This is a genomic window from Neiella holothuriorum (assembly GCF_019457915.1).
GTDB classification, from domain to species: domain Bacteria; phylum Pseudomonadota; class Gammaproteobacteria; order Enterobacterales; family Neiellaceae; genus Neiella; species Neiella holothuriorum.
This window is the reverse complement of sequence record NZ_JAHZSS010000014.1, coordinates 13,167-26,402: the sequence shown is the minus strand read 5'-3', so window position 1 is coordinate 26,402 and position 13,236 is coordinate 13,167. Positions and strand designations below refer to the sequence as shown.

Below are 13,236 nucleotides of genomic sequence, written 5' to 3'. Positions count from 1 at the left end.
GAATATAAAGGTAGCTGAAATTAGCGTTTTGGTTAGCTTTACAGTTGAGGGGTGTGATTTTTGCGCGCGATGATTAAGGTGATATTGTCATGGCCGCCTGCCGCAAGAGCTGCCAAGAGTAGGCGCTCTGCAAGGATTGCTAGCTGCGGGCTACTGACCATAATGTTGGTGATCTGGTTGGGAGTAAGCATGTCTGACAAGCCATCACTGCATAGAAGCAGTAGCTGGTTAGCAGACCAATGTATTGTTTTTTGCTCAATGTGATCGGGTTGAAATTGGGTTGAGCCGATGGCGGTTGTCAGTATGTGACCATACTGCCGAGCGGTTTCTGGGGATACATCTTCGCCTTCATCAAGCAAGCGTTGCAGCATAGTGTGATCAGTTGTTAGTTGCTGTAAATGAGGCCTATCTGCATCAAACAAGTAAGCTCGACTATCGCCCACCCAGCTTAACTCGACATCTGGGCCCGCATACTGGGCACAGACCAAGGTCGCTCCCATGTCTTTTAAGCGCTTGTTCATTTGTGCCGCGTGAACGGTTTGTTGGTGAGCTCCCCAAATCGCAGCATTTAATTCTGCGCCCTGCTGCAGGCCTAACATACTTTGGGTGATGGCCATGGCTGAGGCTGTTTCTCCTGCCTGATGTCCACCAATGCCATCTGACACCATCAATACCTTGTGTTGCTGATCGACGGCAAATGAGTCTTCGTTATTGGCGCGGCGATGGCCCGCGTGGGTAACGCCAACGGCCTCAAAATGTTCGTTTTGAGGCAGCCAGTGCACGCACGGAATGGTCATTCAGCCAACTCAATCACCGACAGCAGCTCGGGTTTGATCATCGCGGTTTCGGCTTTGATTGGGCTTAACAGCTCAGTCTTTGCTTGGAACATACGTTTACCTTCCGACACCATGTCTTTTCTGGCTCGCTCATACCAGCCATCACGCATCACATGAAGCAATGGGGCGGCGAGACGCTGAGAATCTCGCTTGCCTTTGTATTCAATGTTGATGCTTTTAAGGGCTTCGTCAAAGGCTTGTAAAAACGCTTGTAACTGGGTGTCGGGGTAATGGCCAACCGGCTCTAGACGCAATAAATAACGACTTTGCTCGGAAGCTGCTTCCGCTTTGAAGTGGGCGGCTAGCACGCCGCTTGCTTCACTGGCTTTTTGCACCCCGTCAATTACCTGATTAACGCTAAGTTTCTCGCCGGTGATGTTAGTCATGCCCCGGCCTTTGCGTAAAAACTGAATTTTAGGGGCTTGATTATAAAAGCCTTTTACGGTGATGACGTCGTTGATGTCATAACGGTAAATGCCGCCGGTCGTGGTCAGGAAAATATAGTATTCGCCGCCATCTTCGAGTTCGGTAACGGTTTTATATTTCCACTGGCTTGGATCATTAGGGTTTTGGGTGACTTCGTCGGCATCGACAAATTCGTAGTAGTTCACGTCCAGCGCTAACGGGCCTGCTGCGCCATCGTCACTTAATGGCACGGAGCAGCGCGCTTCACTTGATAGGAATCCCCAATCTCGAGTGGCAACGGGAGCATTACCATCGGGATTAAACCAAGCATCAAACTTTTCAATGTAATGGCCAACCGTACCGCCTTTCCAACAACCGATGAGTGCCAATTCTGGCCAATAGTCGCCCGGCAATAAATGGCCATTTCGTTGCTGATAACAGGCTTTTAGCTGCGCGGCTCGCTTGCTATCTGGCTTTAGTTTTTGCTCTAAGGCTTGGCGGATGTGAGGCTCAATCGTGAATTGGTTCGAGAGCGTGCCGTCTTTCACGTCATTAATAAGGATTTCGGCATATTCATCGGCTTTTTCACACATTTTTAGAATGGACGATGGATTGGCCGTTGCTAGTAAACTGACTTTTTCTGCCAAAGCGATACGCATGAGCGCGTAGTATTTCGCCTCATAGTCTTCAATTTCAAACACCGGATACGGAACGGCATAGATTTTTTGCACGATGCTTGGCATTTGCTTATATATGTGGCCTGAAGTCGCGCCAAAAGGAAGACCGCATTCGGTTTCCCCTTCAATCGCCGGTGACACGAGCGAGACAATTTTTCCTTTATACAAGCCCGGATGGGCGAGCTTGGCATGGTACATCCAGCTTCGCATCATGTCGGAGCTAGCAGCCCGGGCACAGCTTGGGGTAAATGGAATAAATTTAGCTTTGCCGGTGGTGCCACTCGTTTGGGCAAACATAATCGGTTGTTCGGCCACCAGTTGGTTGGGCTCGCCATTACACATGGGCTCAATATAAGGCTGAATGTCGTTGTAGCTGACTAATGGCACATTCTGGCGATAATCTTCGGCGGTTTTGATGTTGGCGAAGTTGTATTTTTTCCCGTAAGCCGTGTCTTTATTGCGCTCTAAAATTGTTTGCAGCAGCTGCTGTTGTGTTGCTTCAGCTGTCAAGGTGGTTTGCTCAAAGCGTTTAGCTGAGCGACTGGCAATAAAATGAATCAGTAAACCAAGCATTGCTACTCCTCCAACTTGAGCTGCCAGTGTTGCTGCTGACAAGCGCTAAGTTGTGCGGTGGAAATTTGTAAACCAAGGCCATAGCCCGTGAGTGGGGCGACTTGCGCGCGTGGACCAACCATCAACGGAGGTTCGAAAATATCATGCGCTAGCAGTAAAGTACCAAAGCAGCCTTCTCGCCAGCGCAGCGTCGGCGCAATGCTAGCTAATGCAAGCCCCGCGGCGGATAAGCAGCTGGTTTCACCAACTTGGGCTCCGAGCTGGCAGTCAATACCATGCTCATTGGCAAGTTTGACGATGCGATAACTATTATTGAGACCACCGCATTTGGAAATTCGAACGTTGAATAAATTGCACGCTTGGCGGTCTATAAGCTGCTCCGCGTCGGCCAACGAACACATCGATTCATCAACCATCACCGGGGTAATTGCGGCTTTGGTGAGGGCGGCAAGGCCGTCGATATCATCGCTTTCGAGTGGCTGTTCAATACTATTGAGGCCAAATGGGCGTAACTCGGTCAGTTGACGTTGTGCTTCGTCGGCATCTTGCCAAGCGCAGTTGGCATCGCCGCGTAAGTCATGATCGGGCCCAAGGATTTCTCGTACGGCTTGTAAAATGGCCACATTGAGGTCGCCTTGCTGATGCAGCTTGACCTTAGTGCACGGTACGCCGAGTTGTTTGATTTGTTGTGCCATCGCAACGGCTTTTTCTGGCTGGCCAGCAGCAATAACTCCGCTGTACTGCTGTTTATTGGGAGACACGGTGGCGAATAATCCACCGGCTGAAAGCTGTTGCTGTTGGCCAATTAAATCGAGCAGGGCCAATTCCATGGCACAAAATGCGGCGTGCTTATTTCGTGGTAATGTCAGCGTTTGTGCCGACAGCCATTGCATCAGTTGGTCAACATCAGTGCCTTGCAGTTGTTTGAGTTGCGGTAATAGCTCATCCGTTAAGGTTTGCCACGCTTGTTCAAACGTCTCACCGGTCACGTAATGGCGGGGGCAGCTTTCGCCAAAGCCGACTGAGCCATCTTCTGCGGTGATTTTTAACAAAATATTGCGAGCCACTGAGCGTGATGCCAGTGCATGTTCAACCTCAACGAGCATCGGGATTTCGATGGCGTACAGCTCGGCTGATTTAAACCTCATGGCTGTTTCTCCATATGATGTAGCCATTGCGTAATGTCAGATGCTAAGCGGGTTGGCATCTCAAGTTGAATGGCATGAACTTGATTAGGGTAATGTTGCACTGCTGTAGCTTGCTGACCCCTGAACAAAAGTTGGGTAACTTTATCGTTATCAATAATTTCATCTTTGCCGGCTAGAAATAGCTGCGTTGGCCGATCTAGTTTGCTGATGTTAGCTGTAATCCACTTGTCCATACGGTGGGTTTGCCAGAGAAATTCAGCGGTCACGATAGGATTGCGCAGTGGATCTGCGTGAATGAAGTCGACCCATTGCTGTTTATCACTAAACATCTCGGGCGTGACGGGCACTGGGTATTGTTTTTGCTGGCAGAACAGATGGCAGACAGCAATCGATAACTTTTCAAAGCCGTTGTAATCGACAGCAGCAACCAATCCCGGCGTGACTAAGATAAGCCCGTTAACTTTATCAGGATGGGCCAAGCTATAAGCGGTCGCGAGTTTGCCGCCCCAAGACAATCCCACCAGATAAACGCGGCTATATTGATTTCTCAATTGACGAACAAAATCATCGAGATCATCAAGCCAATCGTGCCAGCTCTCAATATGACCTGGAATAATATCGCGCTCGGCTCGATTAACACCGCTACCGCGACGATCGAGCATGTAAACATCATAACCTTGTGACGCAATACGATTTGCAGCCAGCTCAAACCAGCCTGAGTGACTGGCGATGCCATGCAAATAAACCAGTGCGGTATCGGGCTGCTCTGAGGCCATCCGCGCAAAATAACCGAGTTCGGTATTGTGGCGAGTGACGTATTGCAATTCTGAGCGCTGCTCGATGTGCTGATTGATTTCATCAAGCAAATGGTCATCGTTGGCGGCAGCGAGCGGCACACTACAAAACAACATAGTGATCAGCCAATAGCAAAATCGTATTCTTATCATCGCTTCAACTCCTCGGTGATATCGGTTAGTTCATTGGCTTCATCTGTTGCTGGCATCAGCTCAATAGCATCTTGCTGCCAGTGTTTATTGGCACTCGCTGGTGACCATGGCATTTGTTCTGTGAGTTGTTCCAGTAGCGCGAGTAGCTGCTGACAATTAGCCGGACGCTGACTTGGATCGGTAAGGAGACACGACATCACCACGCTTGCGAACTGCGGTGAGACGTCGCTGGTGACTGCGCTTAATGGTGTTGGCGGTTCACTTAGCATTTTGCTGACCATTTCAACCGGCGTATTGGCCTTATAAGGAGACTTGCCGGATAGCAAATTATAAGCGACCACGCCAATGGAGTAGATGTCGACTGACACTGATGCGAGTTGCGGATCGCGCAAGCGCTCAGGCGCTATGTATGCGGCCGTACCGGCAATCGACTGAGTTTGGGTAATGGCAAGCTCTTGTTCGGTACTGATGTCCTTGACCAATCCAAAGTCCAACACTTTGACAAAATCTGCTTGTCCGCCAAGCTGACACAGCATGATGTTGGCGGGCTTGATGTCGCGATGGATCAGCCCTTTCTGATGCGCTTCTTCCAGACTAAAGCACAGTTGACGCAGGATATGCACCACGCGCGCTTGCGGTTGTGGGCCGCGGCTAGCGATTAACTCTGATAACGAAAAGCCGTGCAGCATTTCCATGACATAGAAAAAACGGCCGCTTTCGGTAATGCCGAAGTCAAAAATTTCAATGGTGTTTGGGTGCCGCAGAAGGGCGGTTTGCTGCACTTCCAATTCAAAGCGTTGAATATTTTCTGGCGTTGATTGATCGCGCCGTAACAATTTGATGGCAGTAGGGCGTTGTAATAATGAATGACGGGCGCGATAAACACTGCCCATCCCGCCTTCGCCAATCTTATGTTGTAGTTTGTAATTGCCGAGCTTGGACAAATCATCAATTTGGCGAGCCATGTGCGTCATGCGGTAACGTAGGATTAATAACCCCATCACGCCTGCACACACCAGCAGTAATAGCGCGTACTGACTGTAAATAAGTGGCGATAACAAGCTAAAGGCGCCATCTCGCTCAATTTCTATCACTAAGCCTATTTCTAAGGCGGGCTCCCACGCCCAAGCGCCCATGACTTCAAAGCCACGAAAATCGGTGTAGCCTTCAACATCAACACCTGTTTGTTGTTGGCTGACGGCGGCAACGGATTTGATCAATTGGTCTGAATCGGGTCGAGTTAAACGTAAATTAAACAACAAGTCGTCGTTATCGGGATCGAGTCGTTTTTGCTGGCGAACCGGTATGGCAATGGACATGGGCGAGATCAGCACGCCGTCACGATTCACCACGTAGCTGTGAGTAAAATCATCCTTATCAAAGATATCGGCCAAGTAATGCAGCTCGGTCAGCGGATCTAACGCGGTAATAGCAACATGCTGTTTGTCACTGCCGGGCACGGCCACGCCAACCAGAATAATGGGCTTTCGACTTTTCGCATGGGGGAATAAGTCGAGGGCATTTTCCAATGCTGACATGTGGACACCGGCCTCAAGCGTTTTATGAACGAAGTAAGCCATCCGAGGACTTAACTGCGTCGCTAATGTCTCTTGCTGAGAGCTCAAGATGATTTTTCCGGTGTTGTCCGATACGGCGTAACCAATCGCATTAATGCTTTGGCTATAACGCTCAAGTAATTGAGTAACGGGCGCTAAATCTTGCGCATCAGCTGTTTGATGGTAGCGTCTGAACACCGTTGGGAGGGCTAGTTTATCGGCCAGAAATAAGGCGTGAGTCAGCTCGCTTTGATACCAACGCTTAAGAATGTTTTGATGAGTTTCGATTTGCTGCATGAGGCGATGTTCGTAACTTTCTTCAACCCCCTCAATGATGTGGCGGGCCATCCCCAATGCCAAAACAAATAACAGCAATGCCGTGACCGATACCACTAACGTGAGGTTTTCCCGCTTGGTGCGTTTCTTACGCTTTGGGTGCAGGGTTAAGCGAGTTTGGCCACTGTCGGTCAAGGTTTGAGCTCCGAGTCATCTTCCGTGATGGCTTAGTTTGCCACCCGGATCCTGAATACAGCCCTAAGTATGTGCCAATTTATTGATGTTTCAATAAATTATTTGCAGAAGAATGAGAAGTGAGAAGTCTAAAAAGAGTCTTTAAAAGTAGGCTGCCAGCATGTTATGAGCACGTTGCTGGCAGCCAGATACGCTATTTATCGACAGGCGTTAATTTGCGGAAGCTGACGCCAAAGAAAATACTGTACAGGACAGGAATGGCGATCAGTGTCAGCACCGTAGCAAATGCTAAACCGGCCATGATGGTGACGGCCATGTCGGCAAAGAAGGCGTCAAACAGTAATGGCGCCATGCCTAAAATAGTGGTGATGGCAGCCAATGCGACAGGGCGCAAACGGCTTAAGCTCGCTTCCACAATGGCTTGATGCTTGGCTTTGCCTTCGCCAATTTGCAAATCGATTTCTTCAACCAAGACAATGGCATTTTTGATCAACATGCCAAACAAGCTGAGAAAACCAAGTAGAGACATAAAGCCAAACGGCATGTCTGTGCTAATCAAACCGGTGACCACACCGACGCTGGCCATTGGCACCGTCAGCCAAATAATGAGTGGCTGTTTGACGCGGCCGAACAACAAAATAGTTACCAGAATCATCACCAAGAAGCTCATCGGTAAACCGGCACCCAGCGCGCGTTGGGCGTCGCCGGCTGATTCATACTCGCCACCCCATTCAACTTGATAACCGCTTGGCATGGGTAATTGCTCGATCTCTGCGCGAATACGACTCAAGGCTGCGGCTGCGGTGTCATCTAAGCCTGGCTCCGCAAAAACGCTAATCGAACGTACCCGATCACGGCGTTGGATTAAGGTATCTTCACTTGCTAATTCTACGTCAGTCATTACTTGGCTGAGGGGAATGTAGCGTCGCTGATGCGCACTCCAAACCAGGGCGTTGCGAATACTTTCAATGTCAGCGCCGCTTGCATCAGGCACTTTGGCGACGATGGGATAGTCGTAATCGCCATCTCGAAGTTTACCTAGCTCCAAGCCGCTACTGACATATTGTACTGCGTCGGCAAAGTCGGCTCGGGTGACACCCGCGACGCCGGCATTGTACTCGTCAAAGTTTGGTACCACGGTTAAAGCTTTTTCTCGCCAGTTATGGCGCACATCGCGGATCATTGGATCGTCGCGCATGATTTGCTCCGCTTGGGCCGAGAGCTTTCGGAGCACCTCAACATCCGGTCCAAGAAAGCGCGCTTCGAGTTTGGCGGTGGTGCTCGGGCCAAAAATCATCCGCTTGAGGTAAAAGTCAGCGTCAGCATCTAATGCTTGTAACTGAGGGCTAATTTCATCAATGAAGCCATTAATGACATCTTCACTGTGCATTTCCACCAAAAACAGGTTGTAGCTTTCGTTGCGTGCTTCTGGCCCATAGGTCAGGGTAAAGCGAGCTGTACCTTGACCAATACTTGAGGTTACCGCTTTGACCTCTGGGTATTGCAATAATAATTTTTCAATTTCTATGGCTTGTTGTTCGCTGGTTCGAATGTCCCGAGCCTGTGGCCCCCAGTGATGGATATAGAACATCGGCGTGCTTGATGGTGGGAAGAACCCTTGTTTCACATTGGAAAAGTTAGCAATTGCGACCAGGGTGATGACCACCAACGCACCAATCGTTAACCAGCGAAGTTTGAGGGCCTTGGTTAACGCCAACTGGTAGTAACGGTGAAAAAACGACGGTGGTTTTGCACTTTCTTCAGCGCTTGCTTGTTTGTAAAAGTAAGAACCAAATAGCGGTGTAACCGTCACCGCCAGTACCCAACTGAGCATGAGGGAAATGAGGATTACGGCGAACAGCGAGAATAGGAATTCTCCGGTGGCATCGTCCGATAAGCCGATGCCGGAAAAAGCGGCAATACCAATGACAGTTGCACCGAGCAATGGCCATTGGGTTCGCTTAATAATAAAACTGGCGGCTTCGATGGCGCGTTTTCCTTGCTGCATTCGCAGCATCATACCTTCGGCCACCACAATGGCGTTATCTACCAGCATGCCCATGGCAATCACCATGGCGCCTAGGGAGATCCGCTGCAGCTGCAAGTTAAATAGCCACATCAGTAAAATGGTGCCCATCACGGTCAATAGCAGCACGGCACCAATCACGACGCCAGAGCGCCAGCCCATGAATAAACAGAGCGTGAGCGTGACCACCAATACGGACAATTCAAGGTTAAGAATAAAGCCCTGTACGGACTCATCAACAATAGTCGCTTGGTCATAAATTGGCGCAAGGGTGATGCCGGCGGGCAGTTGACTGAGCATCTCGTCCACTTCGGCTCGAACTGCTTTACCGACTTCCACGATGTTGACGTCTTTGTTGGCCGAAATGGCTAAGGTCACAGCCGCGTTACCTTGAAAACGCAATAGATTGGGCTGGACGTCAACGGGCTCAATACGCAGATCGGCAAAGTCCCGAACTCGAATGGTCGCCTTCGATCCGGGGACCGCTAAAATCAAATCTCCGAGTTCCTGCAAGCGGTTTTGTGCCGCTTCAATAGGAACTCGAATCTTGTTGCCATCAATCAATAAACGGGCATCAGCGAGCGGCCTTAGGTTGTATTGCAATAGTTGCGCAATATCAGGAAATGAAAGGCCGAGGCCTGCGATGTGGTTCAAGTCCATTTCCACCACAATTTGCTCTTGCAATACGCCGGCAACATCAACTTTTGCAACGCCGGGCACTGTGAGTAAATTACGGCGGATAATGCGTGAAAATTCGCGCAGTTGGTAGGGCGTGAAATCGGGTGCAGTCAGCGCATAATAAAGGCCAAACACATCACCAAAATCGTCATATACCATGGGCGCATACGCACCGTTGGGTAATGACTTGCTGGCATCCGCCAAACGCTTGCGCAGTTCATCCCAAATTTGCGGTAGTTGAGTGCCGTCATAGCGAGGTTTCATCTCAACGGTTATTTCTGATATGCCAGGCTTGGACACCGAGGTGATTTCATCGAGCTGTGGCATTTGTTGAATCGCAATTTCTAATTGCTCGGTGACTTCATCTTCAACTTGTAATGCATCCGCGCCAGGGTATTGGGTGATCACCTTGGCTTGCTTAATGGTAAACGCAGGATCTTCTAAGCGGCCAATGTTCGACAGGCCGACAATACCGCCAATCAAGCAAACCAAGATAAGCAGCCAAGTATTCACTGGGGTGTTGATGGAGTAACGGGCTAAATCCACAATCAGTTACTCCGCTTCGTACGCTTCGACCAGCATGGCTTCTCGCATTTGCGATACACCGGCTGAAACGACGAATTGTTCGGGGCCAACGCCATCACTGATGGTCACCATATGGCCGGTGATTTCGCCAACCTCAACCGGCACCTGATGGACTGTGCCTCGCTTGCTGTCTTCGGATGTTGGCGCAAAGCGCCATACCGAATAAGACTGATCGGCATTCACTTGCAGTGCGTTAAGCGGAACATGCAAGCTGCCCGCTCTATTGTCTGTGCCAACAGTGACATCCACAGCTGCGCGGATCCCGGGCGTTAGGTGACCGTCTTTAGGCTGAGCGCTGGAAAATGTCACTTTGTAGGTTTGAGTAACCGGATCGGCTGAGGTGGTGTGCTCAATATACGCAAGGGGGAAGGTTTCGTTATTACGACCGGTTATGCTGGCAACGGCGGAGAGTATTTTGTTGTTGATGTTGGCGGCTAAAACTCGCTCCGAAACATTAATCTCGAAGTAGGCTTGTGAAACATCTTGCAGTCGGGTGATGGCGGTGCCGGTGATAATGTAATTGTCTTTTTCTACCAAGCGATCGCTGATCAGAGCATCAAATGGAGCGCGTAGCTCGGTGTAGCTTAAATCTTGAATGCTGTTTTCTAAATCGACTTTGGTGATTTCAAACTGAGTTTCTGCGTTGTCCAAATCGCGTTTCGGCGATAAGCCTTTCTTATACAACGACTGAACACGTTCGAGCTCAAGCCGTGCTTGCTTATGAAGGGCGCGGTTTTCACGCACGTTACGCTCAAACGGTGTGCTATCAATGGATGCCAGCAATGTGCCTTTTTTTACCAGATGTCCTTGTTTCAAGTCGACATGGGTGAGCCGGCCTGAAACCTCAAAATTTAATTCAACCGTTTTTACTGGAATGACAGTCGCAGGGAAACGATAGCTAACGGTGTTGTTGGCCACGGTGACAGGTGACAGTTGAACGAGCTTATGCGTTTGTTTAACAGCTAAATCTGCAGGTGAGTCCGGTGCGCCACAACCAGTTAAAACGAGAACGAAGGGCAACAACAGAGCAGGTAATCGAATCACGGCAACATCACTTTAACGATAAAAAATCCGACACGAGGTTAACACATTTACATAAATCGTAAACGTGAAAATTGCGTTGTCAGATCAAAGTCGTTACTCTTTGCCGCCTAATTGCCGAATGAAAACTACTTAATTACCTATGCTCGCCAGTACCAAAACCATTCTTAACGCGGCACGCCAGTGTCTGTTTCAGCATGGCTATAGCGCCAGTAGCATCGCAATGATCAGCCGCTATGCGGGCATTTCTCGCGTCACCATTCACAAACAGTTTGGTAGCAAAGAACAGTTACTGCGGGCGCTAGTTCGTCAAGAACACCATGATCACTACAGCAAACTAGCGAGTTTCGTGGAAGCACACGATGATGTTTGGCAACAACTCGAAGCCATGTTGTTAGATTGGGGGCGGCCGCTGTTTGAAGAAATCACCGATCAGTTGGTGATGAGCGACTTAGTGAAATCCTGTAGTGACTTATGCCAAGATATTTTTGATGCTCACGCAGAAGTCATTACCGAGTTTGTGGTTGCCGTTTTAAAGCGGGCCGAACTAGAGCAAAAAATTGACTTTGCGCTGCAACCTTTAACGCCAGAGGAGTTTGCCGACATGCTCGTTGTGACCGCAAAGGCAATCTTTACGATTTCACCAATGACGGGGGCCAAGCAAGCTTTGATTAATAACTTGGCAATCTACCGAGCCGCATTAACGCCAAAATCGGTTGCTTGATACTGAGCACCTGCCGCAACCTTGTCGGCGGTGTAACGCATTCAATAATATTCTTGGAAACTCTCCAGCTGCCTTCAGAGCGGCTAAGCTTGTTGCACGTAAGTTGTTATGACTCAATAACCAGCTCACTGATTTCATTATGATTTAGCAAACGTTAAGGCGTGGGCTGGCGGTTCATTCAAGCCCCCGTTGTTACATTACCTACTGCTCGATACGGAGAGTTCCATGAAAAAGGAAACGTTAGCAATACATGCTGGCTACGAAACCGATCCTACTACTAAATCTGTTGCAGTCCCGATTTACCAAACCGTCTCGTATGAGTTTGATTCGGCTCAGCACGGCGCCGATTTATTCGATTTAGCCGTGCCGGGCAATATTTACACGCGCATCATGAACCCAACTAACGACGTTTTAGAGCAACGGATGGCGGCGCTAGAAGGTGGTATTGCTGCACTGGCTGTGAGCTCTGGTATGGCGGCCATTAACTATGCCGTGTTAACTCTGGCTCAGCAGGGCGACAACATCATCAGCGTGCCGCAACTATACGGTGGTACCTACACCTTATTTGCTCACATGTTGCCAAGCCAAGGCATTGAAGTTCGCTTCTCTGGCGATGACTCTACCGCTGCTGTTGAAGCCTTGATTGATGAAAAAACAAAAGCCGTTTACCTCGAAACCATCGGTAATCCGGCCGGCAACATTGTTGACTTAGCAGCCATTTGCGAAGTGGCCCATAAGCATGGCGTGGCCGTGATCGTCGACAATACCGTAGCAACGCCTGTGCTTTGTAATCCAATTGAGCACGGGGCCGATATTGTGGTTCACTCACTTACCAAATATATCGGTGGCCACGGTACCTCAATTGGTGGTGTGATTGTTGATTCGGGTAAGTTTCCGTGGGCGGAGCACAAAGATCGCTACCCGGTCTTTAATCAGCCTGAGCCGTCTTACCATGGTGTGGTGTATACCGAAGCGTTTGCCGAAGCAGCTTATATTGGCCGTGCTCGAACCGTGCCGTTGCGTAATACGGGCTCAGCCATCTCGCCGATGAATGCATTTTTGATTTTGCAGGGCATGGAAACATTGCCACTGCGGATGGAGCGCCATTGCGACAACGCGTTCGCCGTGGCGAGTTATTTGCAAAAGCATGACAAAGTAGAGTGGGTGAGTTACGCCGGCTTACCTGATGATCCGTACCATCAACTTGCCCAAACATACTGTGCTGGCAAACCTGCCTCGTTACTAACGTTTGGCATTAAAGGTGGGTTTGAAGCGGGCGTAAAATTCTATGATGCGTTAGCGTTGGTGAAGCGTTTGGTGAACATTGGTGATGCCAAGAGCTTGGCTTGTCATCCTGCTTCGACAACCCATCGTCAGCTCTCTGAAGAAGAACAGGCGACGGCCGGCGTGAAGCCTGAGAGTATTCGGATCTGCGTTGGTATTGAGCACATTGACGATATTATTGCCGATTTAGAACAAGCATTTGATGCTGTTTAATGCACTTGTGGAAGCAATTCTAAGGGTACGCTTAACGCTGCATTAATTATTCGAGCAACAAAAAGGGAGCCA

9 protein-coding genes are annotated in these 13,236 nt (G+C 49.4%); 2 read left to right on the top strand and 7 right to left on the bottom strand.

Translation table 11 applies throughout. The features are described from left to right. Window positions 1–38 precede the first annotated feature (38 nt). From K0504_RS11870 to K0504_RS11840, 7 genes are all read right to left on the bottom strand, one after another. On the bottom strand, window positions 39–797 hold the full coding sequence (locus K0504_RS11870) for a PP2C family protein-serine/threonine phosphatase (RefSeq protein ID WP_220104409.1): 759 nt from the start codon (window positions 795–797) through the stop codon (window positions 39–41). After that, window positions 794–2,491, bottom strand: coding sequence for a GH3 auxin-responsive promoter family protein (locus tag K0504_RS11865; RefSeq protein ID WP_220104408.1), 1,698 nt, complete (start codon window positions 2,489–2,491; stop codon window positions 794–796). Before K0504_RS11865 ends, K0504_RS11870 begins: the two co-directional genes overlap by 4 nt. A 2-nt stretch (window positions 2,492–2,493) precedes the next feature. After that, the gene (locus K0504_RS11860; protein WP_220104407.1) at window positions 2,494–3,639 is read right to left on the bottom strand and encodes a mandelate racemase/muconate lactonizing enzyme family protein; all 1,146 of its coding nucleotides are present in this window, start codon (window positions 3,637–3,639) and stop codon (window positions 2,494–2,496) included. After that, complete coding sequence (locus tag K0504_RS11855; protein ID WP_220104406.1) at window positions 3,636–4,586, bottom strand: alpha/beta fold hydrolase; 951 nt, start codon at window positions 4,584–4,586, stop codon at window positions 3,636–3,638. The genes K0504_RS11860 and K0504_RS11855 overlap by 4 nt, the downstream gene beginning before the upstream one ends. After that, window positions 4,583–6,613 (bottom strand): serine/threonine protein kinase, encoded by a 2,031-nt coding sequence (locus tag K0504_RS11850; protein WP_220104405.1) that lies wholly within the window; start codon window positions 6,611–6,613, stop codon window positions 4,583–4,585. Before K0504_RS11850 ends, K0504_RS11855 begins: the two co-directional genes overlap by 4 nt. 193 nt (window positions 6,614–6,806) lie before the next feature. Next, window positions 6,807–9,863, bottom strand: coding sequence for an efflux RND transporter permease subunit (locus K0504_RS11845; protein WP_220104404.1), 3,057 nt, complete (start codon window positions 9,861–9,863; stop codon window positions 6,807–6,809). Between the two features lie 6 nt (window positions 9,864–9,869). Further along, window positions 9,870–10,946 carry an efflux RND transporter periplasmic adaptor subunit gene (locus K0504_RS11840; RefSeq protein ID WP_220104403.1) on the bottom strand — a complete coding sequence of 359 codons (1,077 nt, stop codon included), beginning with the start codon at window positions 10,944–10,946 and terminating at the stop codon, window positions 9,870–9,872. A 139-nt stretch (window positions 10,947–11,085) separates the two neighbouring features. On the opposite strand from K0504_RS11840, the gene K0504_RS11835 reads away from it, so the two are divergent. Together K0504_RS11835 and K0504_RS11830 are read left to right on the top strand one after the other, a co-directional pair. Next, window positions 11,086–11,667 (top strand): TetR/AcrR family transcriptional regulator, encoded by a 582-nt coding sequence (locus K0504_RS11835; protein WP_220104402.1) that lies wholly within the window; start codon window positions 11,086–11,088, stop codon window positions 11,665–11,667. A gap of 225 nt (window positions 11,668–11,892) precedes the next feature. Further along, window positions 11,893–13,164, top strand: coding sequence for an O-acetylhomoserine aminocarboxypropyltransferase/cysteine synthase family protein (locus K0504_RS11830; RefSeq protein WP_220104401.1), 1,272 nt, complete (start codon window positions 11,893–11,895; stop codon window positions 13,162–13,164). Window positions 13,165–13,236: the final 72 nt, after the last annotated feature.

Excerpts from the sequence above, each read along its gene's own strand:
- K0504_RS11870 (WP_220104409.1), bottom strand. The coding sequence starts at position 797 with ATGACCATTCCGTGCGTGCACTGGCTGCCTCAAAACGAACATTTTGAG.
- K0504_RS11865 (WP_220104408.1), bottom strand. The coding sequence starts at position 2,491 with ATGCTTGGTTTACTGATTCATTTTATTGCCAGTCGCTCAGCTAAACGC.
- K0504_RS11860 (WP_220104407.1), bottom strand. The coding sequence starts at position 3,639 with ATGAGGTTTAAATCAGCCGAGCTGTACGCCATCGAAATCCCGATGCTC.
- K0504_RS11855 (WP_220104406.1), bottom strand. The coding sequence starts at position 4,586 with ATGATAAGAATACGATTTTGCTATTGGCTGATCACTATGTTGTTTTGT.
- K0504_RS11835 (WP_220104402.1), top strand. The coding sequence starts at position 11,086 with ATGCTCGCCAGTACCAAAACCATTCTTAACGCGGCACGCCAGTGTCTG.
- K0504_RS11830 (WP_220104401.1), top strand. The coding sequence starts at position 11,893 with ATGAAAAAGGAAACGTTAGCAATACATGCTGGCTACGAAACCGATCCT.